This is a genomic window from Halomonas sp. LC1 (assembly GCF_030247125.1).
Classification (GTDB): Bacteria; Pseudomonadota; Gammaproteobacteria; order Pseudomonadales; family Halomonadaceae; genus Vreelandella.
On sequence record NZ_JASSPG010000005.1, the window covers coordinates 185993 to 207064 of the forward strand.

General features: G+C 60.0%; 15 protein-coding genes and 2 riboswitches. Of the genes, 4 read left to right on the plus strand and 11 right to left on the minus strand.

All coding sequences use genetic code 11. From position 1 onward, the window contains the following. Window positions 1-100: 100 nt before the first annotated feature. Window positions 101-394 carry a hypothetical protein gene (locus QIT27_RS09860; protein WP_044630200.1) on the minus strand — a complete coding sequence of 98 codons (294 nt, stop codon included), beginning with the start codon at window positions 392-394 and terminating at the stop codon, window positions 101-103. Window positions 395-622: 228 nt separating this feature from the next. Further along, window positions 623-713: riboswitch (glycine riboswitch) on the plus strand. An 8-nt stretch (window positions 714-721) separates the two neighbouring features. Beyond that, a riboswitch (glycine riboswitch) is annotated at window positions 722-829 on the plus strand. A gap of 59 nt (window positions 830-888) precedes the next feature. Between QIT27_RS09860 and QIT27_RS09865 the strand changes: the two genes are divergently transcribed. Further along, window positions 889-2130: a D-amino acid dehydrogenase gene (locus QIT27_RS09865; protein ID WP_285263675.1), complete on the plus strand. Its 1242-nt coding sequence runs from the start codon at window positions 889-891 to the stop codon at window positions 2128-2130. A 66-nt stretch (window positions 2131-2196) separates the two neighbouring features. Here the strand turns inward: QIT27_RS09865 and QIT27_RS09870 are convergent, their stop codons facing one another. From QIT27_RS09870 to QIT27_RS09880, 3 genes are all read right to left on the minus strand, one after another. Continuing rightward, the gene (locus tag QIT27_RS09870) at window positions 2197-3114 is read right to left on the minus strand and encodes a GGDEF domain-containing protein (RefSeq protein ID WP_285263676.1); all 918 of its coding nucleotides are present in this window, start codon (window positions 3112-3114) and stop codon (window positions 2197-2199) included. 187 nt (window positions 3115-3301) lie between these two features. Continuing rightward, complete coding sequence (locus QIT27_RS09875) at window positions 3302-6355, minus strand: efflux RND transporter permease subunit (RefSeq protein ID WP_285263677.1); 3054 nt, start codon at window positions 6353-6355, stop codon at window positions 3302-3304. Further along, window positions 6345-7499 carry an efflux RND transporter periplasmic adaptor subunit gene (locus tag QIT27_RS09880; protein ID WP_285263678.1) on the minus strand — a complete coding sequence of 385 codons (1155 nt, stop codon included), beginning with the start codon at window positions 7497-7499 and terminating at the stop codon, window positions 6345-6347. Before QIT27_RS09880 ends, QIT27_RS09875 begins: the two co-directional genes overlap by 11 nt. Before the next feature lie 99 nt (window positions 7500-7598). Between QIT27_RS09880 and QIT27_RS09885 the strand changes: the two genes are divergently transcribed. Next, the gene (locus tag QIT27_RS09885; protein ID WP_159343369.1) at window positions 7599-8249 is read left to right on the plus strand and encodes a TetR/AcrR family transcriptional regulator; all 651 of its coding nucleotides are present in this window, start codon (window positions 7599-7601) and stop codon (window positions 8247-8249) included. A gap of 70 nt (window positions 8250-8319) precedes the next feature. On the opposite strand, the gene QIT27_RS09890 is transcribed toward QIT27_RS09885, so the two are convergent. Next, window positions 8320-10452, minus strand: coding sequence for a PhoX family protein (locus QIT27_RS09890; RefSeq protein WP_285263679.1), 2133 nt, complete (start codon window positions 10450-10452; stop codon window positions 8320-8322). 216 nt (window positions 10453-10668) lie between these two features. Here QIT27_RS09890 and QIT27_RS09895 point away from each other — a divergent pair, with 216 nt between their 5' ends. Together QIT27_RS09895 and mgtE are read left to right on the plus strand one after the other, a co-directional pair. Beyond that, window positions 10669-11007 (plus strand): DUF6482 family protein, encoded by a 339-nt coding sequence (locus QIT27_RS09895; protein WP_285263680.1) that lies wholly within the window; start codon window positions 10669-10671, stop codon window positions 11005-11007. Between the two features lie 156 nt (window positions 11008-11163). After that, window positions 11164-12522: a magnesium transporter gene (gene mgtE / locus QIT27_RS09900; protein WP_159343372.1), complete on the plus strand. Its 1359-nt coding sequence runs from the start codon at window positions 11164-11166 to the stop codon at window positions 12520-12522. Window positions 12523-12588: 66 nt separating this feature from the next. Here the strand turns inward: mgtE and QIT27_RS09905 are convergent, their stop codons facing one another. The 6 genes from QIT27_RS09905 to QIT27_RS09930 all read right to left on the minus strand — a co-directional run bounded on the left by QIT27_RS09905 (window position 12589) and on the right by QIT27_RS09930 (window position 21072). Beyond that, complete coding sequence (locus QIT27_RS09905) at window positions 12589-13710, minus strand: Gfo/Idh/MocA family protein (protein WP_285263681.1); 1122 nt, start codon at window positions 13708-13710, stop codon at window positions 12589-12591. A gap of 78 nt (window positions 13711-13788) precedes the next feature. Next, the gene (locus QIT27_RS09910) at window positions 13789-15291 is read right to left on the minus strand and encodes a CoA-acylating methylmalonate-semialdehyde dehydrogenase (RefSeq protein ID WP_285263682.1); all 1503 of its coding nucleotides are present in this window, start codon (window positions 15289-15291) and stop codon (window positions 13789-13791) included. Window positions 15292-15326: 35 nt separating this feature from the next. Continuing rightward, entirely contained in the window at window positions 15327-16229 is a 903-nt protein-coding gene (iolE, locus tag QIT27_RS09915; protein ID WP_285263683.1) for a myo-inosose-2 dehydratase, read from the minus strand. Between the two features lie 83 nt (window positions 16230-16312). Further along, on the minus strand, window positions 16313-18160 hold the full coding sequence (gene iolD / locus QIT27_RS09920; protein WP_285263684.1) for a 3D-(3,5/4)-trihydroxycyclohexane-1,2-dione acylhydrolase (decyclizing): 1848 nt from the start codon (window positions 18158-18160) through the stop codon (window positions 16313-16315). 1 nt (window position 18161) lies between these two features. Then, window positions 18162-20120 (minus strand): bifunctional 5-dehydro-2-deoxygluconokinase/5-dehydro-2-deoxyphosphogluconate aldolase, encoded by a 1959-nt coding sequence (locus QIT27_RS09925; RefSeq protein ID WP_285263685.1) that lies wholly within the window; start codon window positions 20118-20120, stop codon window positions 18162-18164. A 67-nt stretch (window positions 20121-20187) separates the two neighbouring features. Then, window positions 20188-21072: an ATP-binding cassette domain-containing protein gene (locus QIT27_RS09930; RefSeq protein WP_285263686.1), complete on the minus strand. Its 885-nt coding sequence runs from the start codon at window positions 21070-21072 to the stop codon at window positions 20188-20190.

Sequence of the window (21072 nt, forward strand, 5' to 3'; positions counted from 1 at the left end):
ATGACGATGCGTCATAGTGACATGAATGAGGCTCAGGACCTCTTTTACGGATTCTAGCTACGCACGAGGGAAACGCTTTATTTTCCCTATCGTCTTAGTACTACATCATCAGCCACGATAGGATAAAGAGCCCAATCAGCGTGCGGAAAATGCCGCCAATGATGGAGCCACGCAAAAACGCACGCAGCCCACCCCACAGCACCAGCAGGCCGATGAGCAGTATCGCGAGGCTCAAGAACGAGTCGTTGATCCCCAGCGAACGCGTCAGACCGCCGATAAAGTCGTCAAAAGCACCGAAAAAGTTGGTGAAGAGCCCCACCAAAAACTCCACCACCACGCGAATGGCATCGCCTATCGCCTCGCCGATGCCCTCAAAAAATCCGTTTGCCTGCATGCGCGTTGTCCATTGCTTGAAGATGATTGATCGAAGGTAATCGCTCGAAAATAGCTCGTTGAAGATAGTTCGTTGCAGATAGTTCGTTGCAGATAGTTCGTTGCAGATAGTTCGTTGCAGATAGCAAGCATTGTGTGTGAAAACACGCAGCCTGGCAAAGCCACGCGATTGAGCGGCTTCCACCTTTCGCCTATTCCCTTTTTAGCACCGCCGCGTTACAACGTTAAGTACGCAGTTGCGGGAGAGACTGGTACACGACACCAGCGCCGAAGGAGCAACGACCCCGGAAACTCTCAGGCCAACGGACCGCAGCCGCTAACGTTTTTACCAATACGTTCCGAAGAGCGGTTGATGACGGCGTCACTCAGCCCACCGAAGGAGCAAGCGCCACATCATCGGCGTGAATCTCTCAGGTTCCATGACGGAAGGGGTACGCCTAGCAAACACGTTTGCTGGGGTATCACCCGACGCTCATACAATCTGTGGAGAGACTCATGCAACGCATTGCAATTATTGGCGGTGGTATTACCGGTATTACCAGCGCCTACGCCCTCGTGAAACGCGGCTTTGACGTCACTGTGTTTGAAAAGCATCGCTACGCCGCGATGGAAACCTCGTTTGCCAACGGCGGGCAGCTTTCTGCCTCCAACGCTGAGGTATGGAACCACTGGCCAACGGTCATCAAAGGCCTGCGCTGGATGCTAAAAAACGACGCCCCACTGCTCGTCAACCCTCGTCCTACCTGGCACAAGCTGAGCTGGTTTGCGGAATTTATCGCCGCCATCCCCCGCTATGCCGACAACACCATCGAAACGACGCGCCTCGCCATTGCCGCCAGGGAGCATCTGTTTCAGTGGGCGCAAGACGAGCAGATCGATTTCGACGTGAAACAAAAAGGCATTCTGCATATCTACCGCGATAAAGCGGGCTACGAGCATGCCGCTAAGGTCTCACAGCTTCTGCACCAAGGCGGGCTCGAGCGTAGGGCGGTCACACCAGAAGAAATGCGCGCCATCGAACCCACGCTCGCGGGTAGCTACTACGGCGGCTTCTTCACCGAAAGCGACGCTACCGGGGATATTCACAAATACACCAACGGCCTCGCCAAGGCCGCGGCCAAACGCGGCGTGCGGCTGAACTACGGCCACCAGGTGACCGACCTGGGTGCGGATGAGAACAGTGCCTGGGTCAGCGCTTCCGTCGACGGTGAAAAGGTACGCCAAAGCTTTGATAGCGTGGTGGTGTGTGCCGGGGTCGGCAGTCGTGCCATCGCCGCCCAGCTGGGCGACCGCGTGAACATCTACCCGGTCAAAGGCTACTCCATCACCGTGCAGTTGGACGATGCAGCCTCACAGCAGGCCGCACCGACGGTGAGCTTGCTGGATGACGAGACCAAGCTGGTGACCAGCCGTCTGGGGAACGACCGTTTCCGCGTGGCCGGTACCGCTGAGTTTAATGGCGCGAACCGCGACATTCGTAACGACCGGATTCAGCCGCTGGTGCGCTGGGTAGAGCAGTGCTTCCCCGGCGTGAGTACTCAACGAGTGGTGCCTTGGGCGGGCCTGCGCCCGATGCTGCCGAATATGCTGCCTAAAGTCGGCCCTGGCAAATTGCCGACCGTTTTCTACAACACGGGCCACGGCCACCTGGGCTGGACGCTATCTGCGATTACCGCTGAAATGCTCGCCGACGCCGTAGATCACTCCACCGCCACCTCGCTAATCGCGACGCACTAGGCAGAGCCATCACTCAAAACGACCAAAGGGGCCGCTGGGCCCCTTTTTGCTAACATGCCATATTTGCTAACACGCGACGCGGTCTCGTCCGCTCTCTTTCGCTTGGTAGAGCGCGTTATCGACCCGTTTCATCATGCTTTTGGGCGTGTCGTTCGCAGCCGCTTCTGCGACGCCTAAACTGACGGTCACGCGCTCGGCGCCTGGAAAGGCGGCGCTTCCGATACATTGACGAATTTTCTCGGCAAGCCTGGCGGCCTGCTCAAGGGACGTTTCCGGGGCCAGAATGATGAATTCCTCCCCTCCCCAGCGGGCGCAGTAGTCCGCACTACGCAGATTGTCTTCCAGCAGTGCCGCCAAGGCGCGCAGGACCTGGTCGCCCACATCGTGGCCTTGGCTGTCGTTGATCGCCTTGAAGTAGTCGATATCGAGCATGATGAGCGAGAAAGGCCGCACATAGCGGTTCAAGCGCCCTAGCTCGTGTTTTAACAGGTAATCGAACCGGGCGCGATTCATCAACCCAGTCAGCATATCGGTGGTGGCGAGACGCTTGAGCTCGGCCTCTTTTTCCACCCGTTGGGTGATGTCGCGCTGCACCAATACCAACACGTTATCGGCATATCCGGGCATCGACATGGCGGTGACACGCCACTCGATGAGCGGCCGCGGCGCCTTGGAGAGCAGCGCTTCCTCAGCGTGGTCCAAGCCGGAGAGAGAGCATCCCAGGCCCAGCTTGCCACCCGACAAGGCGTGGTGGAGCTGGGTCAAGAGCTGCTCGTTCGCCGCCTCTTGATGGACGATTTTAGGCGACGCGCCCAACCAGTGGTCGCGATCTCCTCCCCAAAACTGCACGTACTCCTCGCTGACGTCCAGTATCCGAATGCCCTGGCCGTTAGGCCGTCCGCCGAGTACCGCGACGGCCTGACTGCTGGGTTCGCTGATGGACAGCGGCGCTCCTTGCGTTTGATTTTGCGGGGTTTCTACCATAGTTCATCCAATGAAAGTCGGCGCCTGGGCCGTTTCGTCCCAGAAACGAGCCGTGATCCAAGCGCGATATGCCTCTCGACAATACGTACCCTTTCTGCGCCGACCACGTCGCCATTACACAAAGGATACGCTCGTTTACTAAATAGCAATATAGTCCACGTTATGAATAAGCGAAAAGGGCTGACCGTTACTCGGCCCTAGCGACCCACAGCCGGTAAAGCGCTGGCGTGAAGAAAAACGACACCAGTGTGGCCAAGAGTAGTCCAAAGCCCACGGTTTGCGCGAAAGGTGGCCAAAGCCCACCGGCGGCCACCATGAGTGGAATGAGCCCGGCAAAGGTCGTGATGGTGGTCGAGACGATGTGCCGACTGGTCGGCCCGCTAATGACCGCCAGCATGGCTTCCCTATCGCCTTGCCGAGCCGCAGGATCATCATCGAACGCGGCAATGATGATGATCGTTGCGTTGATCGCCACCCCCACCAACCCCATGATGCCGACGATGATCACGAAGCCGAAGGCGTGGCCGCTCAGCAGCAGTGCTACGACCCCCATGCCCATCGCCTGGGCACCGGCAATGAACACAATGGCGGCGCGGCGGAAGGAATTAAAGGCCAGTACGACCGTGGCCACCATGGCAATCACTAGCAGCACGACCGAGGCGAGCAGTTGGCTAACCGCTTCGTCACGCTCGGCGGCTTCCCCACCGGTCTCGATCCGATAACCGGGAGGCAGGCGTATCTCACCCGCATCGATGGCTGCTTGCAGCTTGGCATCGAGCTGCGCCATGGAGACGGCCGGCAGCGCATCGGCCACCAAATAGCCCTGCACGAGCTGCACGCGCTCGGCGTTACGGCGGGTAATGACGCTCCACGACGGCGCCAGATAGCTCTCGGCCACGGCGGCCAGCGGTAACCCCTCGCTGACCTGGTCGCTGACCAGGCGCAAGGCGGCCAGCTGCTCGGCATCGGTGCGCCACGCATCGGCATAGCGCACGCGTACCGGCAACTGCTGAGTATCTTCCAGCAAAACACCCGCAGGCTGGCCAGAGAGTGCGGCCCCCACCTGCTCGGCTAGGGTCTGGGGCGACAGTCCGGCATCGCTCAGCGCTGTTTGGTCGATCTCCAGCATCAGGCGTGGCAGGTCCTGCTGCATCCCGGCACGCACGTGGGTCACCTGGGGAAGCTGGTGCATCAGGCCCGCCAGCTCTAACCCCAGAGAAGAGAGTATGTCGAGATCGTCACCGTACACCCGTAGTTCGATAGGGGCTTGGAACGGCGGCCCCTGCTCGTACTTGCGTACAACGCTCTGGGCTTGGGGAAAGCGTTGGTCAAGCGCTTGCTGCAGTTGGGGCACTTGCTGGCGAGTGACGTCCAGCGATGCCGTATCGACGATGAGGTGTAAAAACGCCGGGTTGTTGTCCTCGTTCGTTAGCACGTTGTAATACATCATCGGCGCGCTTTCACCGACGAACGCAGACACACGCACCACGCCCGGCAGCTCGCGCACCATACGCTCGACGTCGTGGGCCAGCGATTCCGTTTGCGCCATGCTGCTGGCAGGAGGCAGGCGTACTTCCACGTGGAACTGATCGCGGTCGGCGGGCGGGAAGAACGCCACGTCCAGCGTGGGCATCAGCGCCATGCCCCCCACCGGCACGCAGAGCGTGATCACCATGGCGGCCACTGGGTGGCGCAGTGCACTGCGCACCGTACCTCGGAAGGCACGCTTGAGCGCATTATCCCGCGGGGCGGGCGGTTTGGCCGCCACTTTGGCCAGCAACATGGGCGATAGCGCGGGCACCAGAAACAGGGAGATCAGGTAGGAGCTGACCAGGGCCACCATCACCGCCATGGCGAGCGGCCCGACGAACTCGCCCGCCGGGCCCGGCATGAGCACGATGGGCATGAAGGCCAGCACGGTCGTCAGCGTGCTAGCAAGCAGCGGCACCGCCAAATGGCGCAACGCATCCCGAGTCGCGACCAGCGCGGAATCGCCCTGCAGAAAGCGCTCCCGCAGGGCATTGGTCATCACGATCGCGTTGTCCACCATCAGACCCAGCGCGACGATGATGCCGATAATACTCATCTGGTGGATTTCCATGCCCAACGGCCGGAACAGCGCCAATGTCAGCAGGGCGGTGGCGGGAATGGCCAGCCCCACGGTGAGCGCCGAACGCCACCCCATGGTCAGAAACAGAATACCCACCACCAGCACCAACCCCATCAGCAGGCTAAGCGCCACGTCGCTCAACCGCTGATTGGTGTAGCTGGCCTGCTCGAACACTTCCTCGACGGCGAGCCCCACCGGCAGCTCATCGGCGAAGGCCGCGAGTCGCTCCTGCGCCCGTGCCACCCAGAGATCGATCCGCTGACCAGGCGCCATGCGCGCGCCCACGAACACCGCTCGCTCACCGTTGAGCAGCGCCACGGCGCTGGGTGGGTCTTGTACACCGCGGCGCAGTTCGGCAATTTCGCCCAATTTGACGCTTTGCCCCTGCCGAGTCGTCACGTTGATCTCCCGCAGACGATCCAGCGCGTCGAATTCCCCGCTCAGCCCTACCGTGAGACGGTACCCTTGGGTGACCACCTCGCCAGCGGTGCGTCGTCCATCGCTGGCGTCGATGGCGGCAGCCAGTTGGCCCACGGAAAGTCCGAGGGCATTGAGCTCCAGCGGATCGACCATCACCTCGACCTGCTCGCCGGCCACGCCAAAGCGGTGGGTATATTCGGTGCCGGCCACCTGCCGAAACGCATCTTCCAAGCGTTCGGCGTAACGCTCCATGAGCTGTGGGTTGGGCGGCGTATCCAGCGTCCAACGCAGCGCGGCCACGAGGCTGAAGGCGTAGCCGCGATCATCTAACAACTCTGGAGTGTCTACCCCTTCCGGCAACGACGGTGCCACATCGCCCAGCTTATCGCGCACGCGGCTCCATACCGGCGCCACGTTGGTGACGTCGTCACCCAGTTCGAGACTCAGCAGCGCGATGCCTTGGCGAGACGTGGATTCCAGCACGCTGATCTCGGAAATGGTGCGTAGTTCTTGCTCGATCGGCCTGGCCACCAGCGCTTCGATCTGCTCTGGGGTGGCGCCTGGGTACGGCGCCAGTACCGTGGCATTGCGCGCGATGAGGTAGGGATCTTCTGCGCGCGGCAGCGTTTGAACGGCCGACAGCCCGGCGGCGATGAGCAGGCCCAGCGAGAGGGCCAGCAGGCGGCGATTGAACAACCACTCAATGCGCATGGGCCACGTCCTCGCTCAGCGTGACCTGCTGCCCGGGCGTAATGCGGTGAGTACCACTGCGAATCAAACGCATACCCGGGGCCAAAGTGCCCCGCACGAAGGCGTCATCCCCTTCGGTGTGCAGTAGCTCGACGCTAGCTTGCGCAACGCGGTAGCGGTCGTCCTCGTCTGGCTCGACAATCAATACGTTCCACAGACCCCGGTCGGCAGCACGCAGCGCCGCTAGCGGTACCCAATAACCGCTCGCGGGTTCGGTCATCGAGTAGCTCAACTCGGCCAAATCGCCAGGCACGGCAGCATGGTCGCCCGTCATCGCCACGACCAAGGTTTGTGTACGGCTGTCGCCATCCACTTGGGGCAACCGGGCACGCACGCTGCCCTCGATCGTTTGATCGTTCACCTGCAGCATCACGGCCTCCCCGACGGCAAACGTCGCCGCCAGCCGCGCGGGCAAGCCAAGGTGAGCCTCCAACTGGCGCGTATCGATGACATCGAACGCCGCCGTGCCGCTCGTCACGAGGCTTCCTACATCGATGTAGCGCTCGACCACTCGGCCCGCAAACGGCGCTTTGAGCGTGCTGTCTTCTAGATCGGCCGTGAGGCTATCGCGCTCGGCGGCCAACGCAGAGAGTCGCGCTTGCAGGGTCAACCGGTCGGTGCGGGCCTGATCCAACGCCGTACGGCTCGCAAAGTTGCTCTGGTTCAACTGCGCTTCGCGCTCTTCCTGACGCTGGGCCAGAGCGAGGCTCGCGCGTGCCTCTTCGCTGCGTGCTGCCACTTCGGCTAGGCGGCTCTCTAGCCGGCGGGTATCAAGGGTGGCCAACACTTCGCCCTGCTCAACTGCATCGCCTCGGTCGGCCAGCAGAGTCTCCACTCGCCCGGCCGGTTCGAAGGCCAACGATACCGACTGGCGCGCCACCACTCGGCCGGTTAAACGCACTTCTCGCGTCAGCGTGTCAGCCTGCGCCAGCGGCTGCGCCACGACCTGGAGCAGGGCGTTATCCGCGCCCTCCTGACGCGCCTGCTGAGCGCTACTACGCTGACTGGACACCAGCGCCACCACGACCAGCGTTACACCGATCATTAGCAACGCCGCCAGCGCACCGCGCAGCCGGTGCCCCCAAGAAGTCTTCAACGTACCCATGTTGGCCTCGAAATGGTTTATTCTTGAACGATAGCGTTCACTATAATATGTGTACATTACCGTTCAATAACTATTTACGTATGGGCATGGATTTCTTGCATGACAGACGCTCGACCGACGTCGCCTGACCAAAAACGCAGCGCAGGCCGCCCCAAAGACATGGCAAAACGCGATGCGATGCTGGACGCTGCGGCCTGCCTCTTTTTTCGCAACGGTTTGGAGGCCGTCACCATGGAAGCCGTCGCGCGGGAAGCCGGCGTGTCGAAAGTGACGGTGTACGGACATTTCGCGACGAAAGAGACACTGTTTGGCAGCGTCATCCGCCGCGAAACCGCGACGATCCGTCAAGGGCTGGCCCAACTTCCCGATACCCACGACGCCGTGCGCCAGTCACTGATCGAGGTAGGGGTCTGCATGCTGCGTTTTTTGCTGGAACCCCACGTTCTGGCGGTAGAGCGAGTCATGAGCCACCAGGGCGAGCAGCACCCCAAGCTGCTGAGGGCCTTTTTCGACGCGGGCCCGTGGGCTATCAGCCAGTGGCTGCGCGAAAAACTGGAAGGATTGGCCAGCGCTGGCCACCTGAGCCTACCCGACCCGGCACGCGCCGCCGACCAGCTCTGCAGCATGTGGCAGGGTATGCTGATTAAGGAGGTGCGGATGGGCGTGCGCCCCACGCCCACCGAGGAGGAAATTCAGCGGCAAATCACCAGCGCCGTCGATGTTTTTTTGGCAGCGTATGGGCGGCGCTGATGCGCATTAAAAAGCCCCGCCTTCGCGGGGCTTGGAGCATGGTTTAAACCGTTGATCGCGTGTTCGTGGTTCACACCCCCACCGGCCCACCATCGCGCTTCTGAATCACCACGGTGGCGGCACGCGGGCGTACTTGCCCACTCGCCGCCGCAGTGGCGTCTTGCACCAGGGCACTGCCATCCGCGGGCCAGTTGTCGGGGTGCTGGATGTTGATGAACAGCGCGGTTTTATCCGGCGTGGCAAAGATGCCGGTCACTTCGCAGCCGTTCGGCCCCACCGCAAAGCGTTTGAGCTGCTGCTGGTTGCTGCTGTTGATCACCGGCCCCGTACCGCGAATATCCTCTAACCCTTGGGGCACCACGGCCAATAGCTGGTCGTTGGTGTGCTCGGTAACGCCTTCATAGCCGTTGTCGGTCTGAATCCACAGGATGCCTTGGCCATCTTCACGCTCATCGAACCACAGGCCATCGGGGCTGGCGAACTGGTTCATCTCGTTTAGCCCGGAGTGGTTATCCGCGTCATCGGCCGCTGCGCCGAACACAAATACTTCCCAGGTGAAGGCGTTGGGCAAGCGGCTCTCCCGCCAGCGAATCACGTGCCCGGCCTCGTTATTGGCGCGGGGGTTCGCTGCGTTCGCCGGGGCGGTAGCGAACCCGACACCAGGCTGGCTAAGCTCGCTGCCGTCATTAGTGAAGGTGGCATCGCTGCCCTCGTCACTGCGCTGGGTGTTGTTCGTCAACGTGAGATACACCTCACCCGAGGCCGGGTCTACCGTGGCCCACTCGGGACGGTCCATCGGCGTGGCGCCCAGCAGGTCGGCGGCATCGCAGGTGTTGATGATGATGCCTGCCAAATCGTTCTCGGCTAGGCCAAGTGCGGCGGCCAGCGTGCGGCCATCCTGGGTCTTGGCGCTTGGTGTGAGTGGCAGCCACTCGCCGCTGCCATCGGCATGGAAGCGCGCCACGTAGAGCGTACCGTTATCCATGTATTTATTGCCGATGGCGAGGCGGTCGTAATCAGCGCCGGGGCGGTTGGCATCGGCGGGATCCCAGGCGGCATCAGAGACGTACTTGTAGACATACTCGTTACGGGCATCGTGGCCTGAATAGTAAACGATGGGCTTGCCCGCTTCTAATTTGCCCAGCCAGCACCCTTCATGACGAAAACGTCCCAGCGCCGTACGCTTCACCGCGCGAGCACCGCTGTAGGGGTCGACTTCTACTTGGTAGCCGAAGGTACGTGCCTCGTTGCGGTAGTCATCTTCGGCACGCTCACCGCGTGGAGTGATGTCAAAGCGCGCAAACTCACCGTTTTGCTCGGTGGCGTCGCCCGCTGAGGTGTCCCAGCCGTAGCGGCTTTTATCCGTGGGAATACCGATACGCGCATCATCCTGGAAGCGCTCGCCACGATTGACGAAGATATCGGGCCAGTTCTCTTCACAGGCGATATAGGTGCCCCAGGGCGTCACGCCGTTACCGCAGTTGTTGTTGGTGCCGCGGGTTTGCGTGCCGTCAGGGGAGAACTGGGTTTTTACGTAGTCGCTACCCGCCACGGGGCCGGCGAGATCCATCACCGTGGCGCTGGTGAAGCGGCGGTTATAGGGCGAATTGGCAACGTGAGACCACTGGCCGTTAGCGTCTTTCTCAACTTCAACCAACGTGACGCCGTGGGCATTGATTTCGGTGCGTGATTCGTCTGCGGGGCGCGCGCCCGCTTCGGCATTGGTCGGCCCACCTTGGGGTGCCCACAGCGCGTCTTGATCGATGTACTCGTTGTTCAGCGCCAGCACAAAACGGCGCGAGGCGTTATCCGCATCCAGGGCGAAACCAGCCATGCCGTCGTGGTGCATGCCCACGCTCATCGCCTGACGCTCGGGTGTCATGGGCTGGTCGGCCTGCCACTCCTGGCCTGCCTGCAGCGGCGTACCCCAGGGCACTAACACCTGGGCTACGTAGCCCTCCGGCACGACCACGGCATCGGTGCGGGAACCGCGTACGGCCTCAAAGGCCAGTGTGAGCGGCGTTTTCGCCTGCTCGCCTGCGAGCGCCTGCGCAGCCCCGCCAAACCCCAACATGGACGCTGCCGCCAACCCCAGGCCGCCTCGCATTACGTCGCGCCGAGAGACGTGCTGAGCCAACACCTCGGCAAACGGCTGGTTATGGCTGTGGTTAAACAGGCGGTGATCTTCGATTTCCTTGCTCATGGTGCTCTCCTCGTCATCGCTGGTCAGAACGGACGTCTGCGTTTGGGAAGAGACTATTAGGCAAAGATGAATTAACCATGACGCATTCACGACCGTTATATGACGATCCGTGCGCAAACGGTTGACCCTTGCCCACCAACACGCACCAAAAGCTATACAAATCCATCACACTCATTAGACTCTACATAAACACAGTTGAGCCAATGAGGTGCCGCTATGTCTTCACCACTCCCCCCTCGTTTGACCCTGGAAGAGCTTTCCCAACTGACCGCACCGCTGCCTGACGTCGAGCTGCATGGCATCGATATGGGCTGGTACATCGTGCGCCTGCATAGGGGCGCGTCGGTCAGCTTACTGGTCAACCCACAGGGCGAAACGAAAAGGTTCAGCGGCACTCAGTGGGTCAGCCGCGCGCTGGCACCGCTGGGCTTTACCCACGGCATCCTCACCTGGGCCGATGCCGCCGATGAGATGATTGGCAACCCGACACCACCAGTGTCAGCCCAGCAGCGGCTTGAGCATGGCGTCCGCGTGGCCTTTGCAACTCGGCACTAACACGTCCCGGTCTTACCTCCGCGATGCGGCATGACTCGCCATGATGGTAAAAAAGCCTTCATGGCTTTCAACCCCGCCTGTCGATAAGATTCATAACGAGCCATCAAGCGCTTTCAAGTAGTTGTGTCAAAAATTAATGATCAAAGGATGGACTCTATGCGCGATGAAGAGAAGTACACCAACACCGAGGAGCAGTTGCTCTATCTTCAAAAGTTGCTCGACGAGGAAGATACGGCTGCCCTGAACGAGCTATTCAACGAGCTCGATATCTTAGCGATTGCGCGCACCCTTGAGTCTTTTCCTGCCAAAACGCGTGACCTGCTGTGGGAGTACATTCCAGAGACGCTGCTCGGGGAAGTGCTCGCCGAGGTCGACGAGGACATTCGCGCCGATTACATCGAAGACCTAAGCGCCAGCGATGTTGAACAGATCGTCAAGGGGCTGGACGCGCAAGAAGTCGCGGAAGTTCTCGATGTCGCCGACGAAGAGATCAAAACCACCGTCTATGCCAGCCTCGATCAGGAAATTCGCGCCCAGGTCGAGAACCTCTACACCTACGAAGAGGACATGGTCGGCCGCTACATGGACCCGGAGACGGTCAATGTAAAACAGGGGGTATCACTGGAAGCGGTACAGCGCTATATCCGCATTCACCACCTGTTGGACGACGATTCTCAGCAGGTGATGATCACCGACAAAGACAAGCGCCTGCTCGGCACCCTGACGCTGATCGACTTGGTCAAGCAGCCTCAGGAGAGCACCGTCGACGAGTTTATGGACGATGCGCCTTACACGCTGAATGATCAGATGAAGGTGAGCGACGCCGCCGCCCTGCTGCGCTCCAAGGAGCTGCCCTTCGTGCCGGTGTGTAACAGCGACGGGCTACTGGTAGGCCAGCTGAACGCCGCCGACGTGCTGGAAATTACCCAAGACGATGCGGACATGACCTTGAAGCACATGTCCGGCGTCAGCGACGAAGAAGAGGTGTTCACCCCAATTCTGCGCAGCGCCAAGAGCCGTGGCATTTGGCTTGGTATCAACCTATTAACCGCGTTCTTAGCCGCCTTTGTGATTGGGCAGTTCGAAGCGGTGCTGGATCAAATCGTCGCCCTCGCCATCCTGATGCCGGTAGTCGCCAGCATGGGCGGGATTGCAGGCAGCCAAACGCTCACAGTGGTCATCCGCGGCTTGGCGTTGGGGCAAATTGCCGGTAACAACAAGCAGTGGCTCTATAATAAAGAGATGTGGGTCGGCATGAGCAACGGCTTAGTCTGGGCCCTAGTAGTAGGCGGCATTTCCTACCTGTGGTTTAGCGACCCGCTCATCACCCTCGTGATTACGTTGGCGATCTTCATCAACATGAGCCTCGCCAACCTTTCCGGCGTTCTCATTCCTTTGGTACTGAAACGCTTACAAATCGATCCCGCCCTCTCCGGCGCGGTCATCCTCACCACGGTCACCGACGTGGTGGGCTTTCTCTCGTTCTTAGGGCTGGCGACGCTGATTATTTTGTGATCAACGCGATGGAAAGGCGTTTGGGCCTTAATGTGAAGGCCCAAGCGCTATGTGCCGTAGCAACGGCTATATCATCACCCACTGCCCCGACTGATCTGACCTTTCGATGGCATCAATCAATCGGTTAACGCGTGCTGCTTCACGAAAGTCGGGGTAAAGGGGGCGATCATTGATAATGCCTTCGACCAGGTCGCGCACCTCAATAATTTTCTGATCGTTATAGCCCAAGCCGTGTCCGGCCGCAGGGCTGAAAGCAGCATAATCGGGATGTTCTGGGCCTGCTAACAGAGTGGTGAACCCGCGCCTACCGTTAGCATCAACATGACGATATAGCTGCAGTTCGCTCATGCGCTCCTGGTCAAACACAATGGCGCCTTTGGTGCCCGTGAGTGTGTAGGCCAAGCCCATTTTACGGCCAGCCGCCACCCGTGAAGTTTCGATATTGCCAATTAACCCCTGGTCAAACCGCAGCATGGCCTGAGCGTGATCGTCATTTTCAACTGCGGCCATTCCACTCCCGTCAGCCTTCGGTCGCATTGGGATAACGGTCTGCAGTTGTCCGCATACCTCTTTAATGCGCTGCCCAGTTAAAAACTCAGCCATGTTGAGAATATGTGAGCCAACATCGCCTAACGCACCGGTGCCTGCGGTCGCACGCTGTGTATGCCAATCGTGGGGCTTTTGCGGGTCAAGCAGATAATCCTCGTTGTGCCGCCCACGAAAATGAATCAGCTCACCAATTTCACCGCTGGCGACAATCTGGCGGGCAAGCTGGGTGGCGGAATTGCGAATATAGTTAAAGCCCACCAAGGTTTTGACACCCGCCTTTTCAGCCGCGGCGACCATCTCGTCAGCGTCTGCCGTGCTCAGCGCCAGCGGCTTTTCAGCATAAACATGCTTGCCAGCGGCAATGGCGGCCAGGGCCATCTCTTTATGTAGGAAGTTGGGCGCGCAAATATCCACTACGTCCACCGCACTATCTTCTACCAAAGCGCGCCAATCGTCGGTGGCGCGAGCAAATCCCCAGGCAAGTGCTCGGTTCTCCGCAATGGTAAGATTAACGTCCGCCAGCAGTTCGCAAACAGGTTTGGCGGGCAGCTCAAAAACGCTGGGCGCTGCGTTAAAGGCAATGGCGTGGGCTTTGCCCATAAAACCGGTACCAATGAGGCCAATCTTGAGGGTTTTCATTGTGATTATCCCTGTTGTTATAAAACAATAACGCCGAGCTGAGCCCGGCGTTGGTTGGTGTCATGCCCCGTAGCCTGTTTACATGGTCGGCATGGTGAAATGGTTGGTCTCTTCACGAATGCCGCTAGGCCAGCGCTGGGTGATGGTCTTCATGCGGGTGTAAAAACGCACACCGTCCGGACCGTGCATATGCAGCGGGCCAAACAGCGAGCGCTTCCAACCGCCGAAGCTGTGGAACGCCATGGGTACTGGGATCGGTACATTAACGCCGACCATGCCGACCTGGATTTGCTCGCAATACTGACGTGCGGCATCGCCATCGCGGGTAAAGATTGCCGTGCCATTGCCGTATTCATGGGCATTGATCATGCTGACCGCTTCGTCGAAGCTAGCCACGCGAGCAATCGCCAGCACCGGGCCGAATATTTCTTCAGAGTGAATTCGCATGTCTGGCGTTACATGATCGAACAGCGTGCCGCCGATAAAGTAGCCATCGCCCGCGCCATCAATCGTTGTTTGGCGACCATCGACTACGAGTTCTGCGCCCTCATCCACCCCGGACTGGATATAGCCCGCCACTTTATCGCGGTGCTCGCGGGTGATCAGCGGCCCCATATCGTTATCTGGGCCATCGACCAGCCCTGGCCCAACCGTCAGCTTATCCAGTTCGGCCACCAGTTTTTCGCGCAAACGATTGGCGGTCTCTTCGCCCACGGGTACGGCTACCGAAATCGCCATGCAGCGCTCGCCTGCCGAGCCATAGGCCGCGCCCATCAGGGCACCCACAGCTTGATCGAGATCCGCATCGGGCATGATCACCATATGGTTTTTGGCACCGCCCAGGGCCTGAACGCGCTTGCCATGGGCTGATGCGGTAGCATAGATGTACTCGGCGATGGGCGTGGAACCCACAAAGCTCACTGCCTGAACACGCTCATCAGTAAGCAGTACATCCACCGCTTCTTTATCGCCATTGACGACATTGAAGACGCCATCTGGCAGACCCGCTTCTTTAAGCAGCTCGGCTAGGCGCAGGGGTGTGGAGGGGTCTTTTTCAGAAGGCTTCATAACGAAGGTGTTGCCGCAGGCCAGGGCGATGGGGAACATCCACATGGGTACCATGGCAGGGAAGTTGAACGGCGAGATACCAGCGCATACACCCAGCGGCTGCATCATCGAGTAGCTATCCACGCCGGTGCCGACGTTCATGGAGTGCTCGCCCTTCTGCAAGTGGGGAATGCCGCAAGCAAACTCGACTACTTCCAAGCCCCGGGTCACTTCACCTTTGGCGTCAGAGAACACCTTGCCGTGTTCGCTGGAAATCATTCGCGCCAGCTCATCGGTGTGTTCCTCGACCAGCGCTTTAAACTTAAACAGGATGCGCGAGCGCTTCAGCGGCGAGGTTTTTGACCAGGCGACAAAGGCCTCGTCGGCGATGCGCACCGCTTCGCTGGTTTCGTCAGCGGTGGCCAGCGCCACCTGGGCGCTCTGCTCACCGGTGGACGGGTTATAAACCGGGGAAGTGCGCTGGCTCTGACCGGCGGAGAGCTGACCATTAAGATAGTGGGATAACGTTTGCATATAGGCTCCTGATTAAAAGGCGGCGCTGGCGCTGTTTAGCTGGCAATGTCGAAGCCTGCCTGCTCGGCAAGTTGACGTAGGTTGCGATAACCCAGGCGGGCGTAAGTCAGCGGGTGGGCGACTTCCGGGTCTTGTTCGGCTTCAACCACTAACCAGCCCTGGTAGCCCTGTTCGCACAGGTGGGTTAAGGCAGGCAGGAAATCCACATCGCCATCCCCTGGCACCGTAAACAGGCCGTCTAGCACGCCGTTTAAAAAGCTTTTATCGCGGTTGCGTACCGCATCCAGCACTGGGAAGCGCAGGTCTTTGCAGTGCACGTGATGAATCCGCTGGCTATAGCGTTTGGCAATGGCAAGCGGATCGCCGCCAGCCCCGCGCAAATGACCAAAATCAAGCAGCAGCCCTACGCCTTCGCCGGTGTTGTCCATTAAGCGTTCAACGTCGGTCTGGCTTTCGATCACCGTGCCCAGGTGGTGGTGATACACCAACTGAATGCCCTGGGATGTCAGGTAGTCGCCCACCACCTCTAAACCACTCAGCAGGCGCTGCCACTCTTGCTCGGATAGATGCGGACGCTGTGAGAGCGGGCGCTCCTGATCGCCATGCACACAGTGGGTGACTTCACACAGCACCATCACCTTCGCGCCGCACTCTTTGAGCAGGTTCATATGATCCTGAATGGCGTCAATCTCCTCTTCAGGCGTGCGCTCCAGCAAGCGTGCGGAGTACCAGCCAGACACAAGCGCCAAGTCGTGGGCGGTAAGCACCTGATTCAAGGCGTCGGGCGTTCGGGGAAATTTATTACCTAATTCAAAGCCGCTAAAGCCTGCTTCGCGGCCCTCTTGCAAGCAAGTTTCCAGCGGTGTTGCGCCGCCCAAACTGGGCAAGTCGTCGTTCGTCCAGGTGAGGGGATTGATGCCTAAAGTCACCGTTGGCATAGAACATTCCTTATGAGTGTTTGAGCATTCTCGGCGTTAGAGCGCTTTACCCTATCGCCGACTCTCTGCTGTATGGCATTCGATTAGCGGGCTTGGCGCTGCTTGGCCTCGCGATAACCCTGATAGGCGTCATTGACCTGCTCACGCTCGGAGACCTCGGGCACGGCGACGTCCCACCAAGCCCCGCCTTCCTCGGTGCTGGGTAACGGGTCGGTGTCCAGAGCGATCACGTACGTCGTGGTGGCGCTGCGGGCGCGCACCAGCGCTTGCTCCAGCTCGGCAATGCCGCTCACTGACTCACCCTCACAGCCCAGAGCTTTGGCGTGGGCGGCAAAGTCGGTTTTGGGGGCGCCCGCCTCGATAGTGCGGCAATCCTGCAGCAGGTTGTTGAATCCGGCACCGCCGGTGGCGTGCTGTAAGCGGTTGATACAGCCATAGCCGCGGTTATCCAACACCACGACGATCAGCTTGTGGCCCAGCATCACCGAGGTCGCCAGCTCTGAATTGTGCATCAGGTAGCTGCCATCACCCACCATCACCACTACTTCCCGTTCTGGCTTGGCCATCTTGACGCCCAGCCCGCCTGCTATTTCATAGCCCATGCAGGAGAAACCGTACTCGACGTGGTAGCTGCCGGGGCCCGAACATTGCCAGAGCTTATGCAGCTCGCCGGGCAAGCCACCGGCGGCGCATACCACGGTGGTATCGTTGCTAGCCTGGCGATTGACTGCACCGATCACTTGAGCATCAGTGGGCAGCACCAACCCTTGGTCGGCGGTCACTTTGCGTACGATTTCGGCCCATTCGCGCTTGAGTGTTCCGATTCGTTCGCGCCATTCATCGCCGCCGCGCCACTCGCCCAGCGCCGCATTGAGTTGGCCAAGCCCGATCAAGGCGTCGCAGCTAAGCGGCAGCGCTTGATGCTTGAGGCTGTCGAAACGGCCAACGTTGAGGGCGATAAGCGTTTTTTCGCTGCCGTCAAACAGCGCCCGGGAGCCGGTGGTAAAGTCCTGCAGCCGCGTCCCTACTGCCAGAATGACATCCGCCTGCTCCGCTAACTGGTTAGCGGCTGCGCTGCCGGTCACCCCAATGGCACCCACCGCGCAAGGATGGCTATCCGCCAGTGCGCCTTTTCCCGCCTGGGTTTCAGCCACCGGGATGCCCCGTATTTTGGCAAACTCGGCCAAGGCGTCGCAGGCGGCGGCATAATGCACGCCGCCACCGGCAATGATCAGCGGGCGTTTAGCCTGTTGCAGTGCGGCGATGGCTTGGCGAAGCTCGACAGCATCCGGCGGCGAGCGGCGAATGCGATGTACCTTGGGGGCAAAAAAGGCCTCTGGGTAATCGTAGGCAAAGGTTTGCACATCCTGGGGCAGTGCCAGGGTCGCGGGGCCACAGTGCTCGGGATCAAGCAGGGTGGCAATCGCCTGGGGCAGGCTGGTCAGCAACTGCTCGGGGCGATTAATACGGTCGAAGTAGCGCGATACCGGGCGAAAACAGTCATTGACGGTAATGGTCGGATCACCGAAATGTTCCACCTGCTGCAGTACCGGATCCGGTTCGCGGGTGGCAAAGGTGTCCCCCGGCAGCAGCAAGATCGGCAAACGGTTGGCGTGAGCGAGCGCCGCAGCGGTGACCATATTAGTCGCCCCTGGGCCAATGGAACTGGTCGCCGCCATTAAGCGCTGACGGCCATTAGCTTTGGCAAAGGCAATCGCAGCGTGGGCCATGGACTGTTCGTTATGGGCGCGGAAGGTGGGCAGCGTGTCTTGCACGTGGTAGAGCGCTTCACCCATTCCCGCCACATTGCCATGGCCAAAAATAGCAAATACGCCTTCAAACAGCGCCACTTCCTGGCCATTTATCTCAATACGCTGAGCGGAGAGATACTTGACCAGCGCCTGGGCCATGGTGAGTCGAATGGTGCCCATCTTACACCTCCTCTGTGTGAGCCAGGGTTTGCGGTCGCGCCTGCTTTAATTGCCGCCACGCCTTTATCAGTTCGGCATAGTTCTGGGCGACCCTCTCTATCAAGCTATCGTCGTCGATACGTCCCGCAAGCCAATCGCGGCTAGCACTGGAAAATAGAGTGCGCCCAACGGTGAAGCCTTTACAGCAAGCATGATTGGCTGCCGCTTCAAAGCCTCGTTTCATGTCGGCCATGGGAGCATCTAGACCAAGCAGTACGACCCCACGGCAATGAGCATCCTCACGCTCAATCGTCTCGCTCACCGCCTGCCACGCCGCATCTGACATGGCGGGAAGCTTCCACCAATCGGGGCGAATGCCCAGGTTGTAGAGCCGCTGCAGGCTGCGCGGCAGCGTGGTGTCATCGCTGGGCATATCGGCGGGAGGAATGACCTCAACCAACAGCTCAAGCCCATAAGCGCATGCCGCCTGATAGAGCTGGCGCAAACGTTCTTCTTGCTCCAGGCGCAGGGCAATCTCATCGTCTGGATGGTAGAACACCAGACATTTGATGATGTGTTCCCGCGGCCAGTGTCGCAGGCAGGCACCCAAGTCATCGCCATGCTGGAAACGCAGCGGACGTGAGCCGGGGAGCTCCACCGGGCGACCGATCCACCAGCCTTTGCCGCTGGCGTGATTGAGTGCGTCCTGGCCCAACACATCGTCGACCAGAATCGCAGGCGTGGAAACACCGCCTCGCTTGGCTCCCTGCTCGGCGGCGGTGACTAAGAGTTTTTTCAGCGCGGGGAGTCGCGCGCTATCCGCATGCTCGGTGCGGGCCATATCGGTGAGCTGGCGGCGATGGTCAAAGGCCAGTCCCAGTACTTCGGGCCACTGGGTTGGCACTCGGGTAGTAACGCGGTGCAGATGATTCAGTCGTTGATCGATATCCGGACGGGGCACCTCATCACGCCTAGTTAGATAATCGAATAACTCGGCCTCGGTGGGCATGGCGGGCGCGCAGCCGTGGCGAGAGACCACCAGCGCACCGCAGGCGTTGGCATAGGCAGCGCTGGTTTGCCAAGATTCGCCTCGCAGCCAGCCCCGCAGAAGTCCGCTCATAAAGGCATCACCGGCACCCAGCACGTTGAGCACCTCGACCTGTACGCCCTTGACCAAAATGCCGTCGTCGATGCGCTCAGGTATCGCGCCTTCAAACACCACGCACCCCATGGGCCCCAGCTTGCATACCAGGGTGGCGTCGCTCACGTCGCGCACCGCGCGCAGGGCCGCCAAGGTGTCCGTACTGCCTCCAGCAATGTGGAACTCCTCTTCGGTGCCCACGATCAGGTCGAAATCCGGCAGCCAATGCTGCAGGTCGGTGGTGACGGTGTCATCGGCGATAAAGCGGGTTTCACCGTCGCCGGGATTGGTCAGCCCCCACAGCACGGGACGGTAGTCGATATCCAGCACTCGCTTCACACCATAATGGGCGGCGGCGTCTAGTGCTTTGCGGCAGGCCCTGCGAGTGGTATCGGTAGACAGATGCGTACCGGTAATCGCCAACGCTTTGGCCCGGGCAATGAATTCAGGGTCGATGGCCTCGGCATCGATCGCCATATCGGCACAGTCGCGGCGGTAAAACAGCAGCGGGAAGCTCTCGCGGTCTTTTAACGCCAGCAGCACCAAGCCGGTATGGCGCTCTGGGTCGGTTTGTAGCGCGCTGGTATCCACGCCCACCCGCTCCAGCTCTTCGCGCACGAAGTTGCCCATCTGTTCGTTGCCCACCCGCGAAAGCATGGCAGACGTCAGCCCAAGCCGTGCAGTGCCGTAGGCCATATTGCCCGAGCTCCCCCCCAAGTACTTGGCAAAGCTCGCTACGTCCTCCAAACGACTGCCAAGCTGTTCGGCGTAGAGGTCAACCGCCACGCGGCCTAGACAAATAAGATCAAGCGGTCGGTGTTGCATAGTGTTGTCCAGCATAAACGTCTCCCCACGTTACTCCCCGTGGTATGGGGTCATCGCGATATACGTGAATGGCCGTAACGGATTAGTAACCGCCAGCAATACGTGGTGAAGGCTGCCCAGCACGGGGTGCCTCCTCATGAGCAACTTGACCGGCCACGCTGGTCTTCTTGGCGCTATCTTCTCGCTGGAATTCCGCAAGCTCCGCGTCCAGACTCTCAAGCTCGGCGCCCCCCGCCATCATGTTGAGTACCTCTTCGCGGGTGATATCTTCTTTGCGGAAGGAGCCCAAACTGCCGCCGCGTGACAGTAGGGTGAAGGCATCCGCCACGGGATAAGCGTGGTGGACGTTGTGGGTAATGAAGATAACCGCCAAGCCGTCGGCGCGCGCTTTGGCGATGTAGCGCAGCACCACGGAGGCCTGCTTGACCCCAAGGGCGGATGTTGGCTCATCCAAAATCAGCACTTTGGCGCCAAAGTAGACGGCTCGGGCAATGGCCACACACTGGCGTTCGCCACCGGAAAGCGTGCCCACCGGCTGGCTTGGGTCGCGTACGTCAATACCGATTTTGGCCATTTCTTCCTTGGCGATCCGATCGGCATATTTCCAATCGATACGCTTCAAGGGCCCCCAACCTACCGTTGGTTCACGGCCCATGAAGAAATTACGGGTAATCGACATTAATGGCACCATCGCCAAATCCTGAAAAACGGTGGCGATACCGGCGTCGAGTGCATAAGCCGGAGACTTGAAACGGGCGGGCTTGCCATCCAGCAGCATCTCGCCGTGGGTAGGCTGGTGAACACCGGAGAGGGTTTTGATCAGCGTCGACTTGCCAGCGCCGTTGTCCCCCAAAAGGCACATTACCTCACCGGAATAGACCTGCATCGAGATATCGCTCAAAGCGATCACACTGCCGAAGTGTTTGCTGACACTGCGCATTTCGATCATGGGCGTACGAGTGGTCAT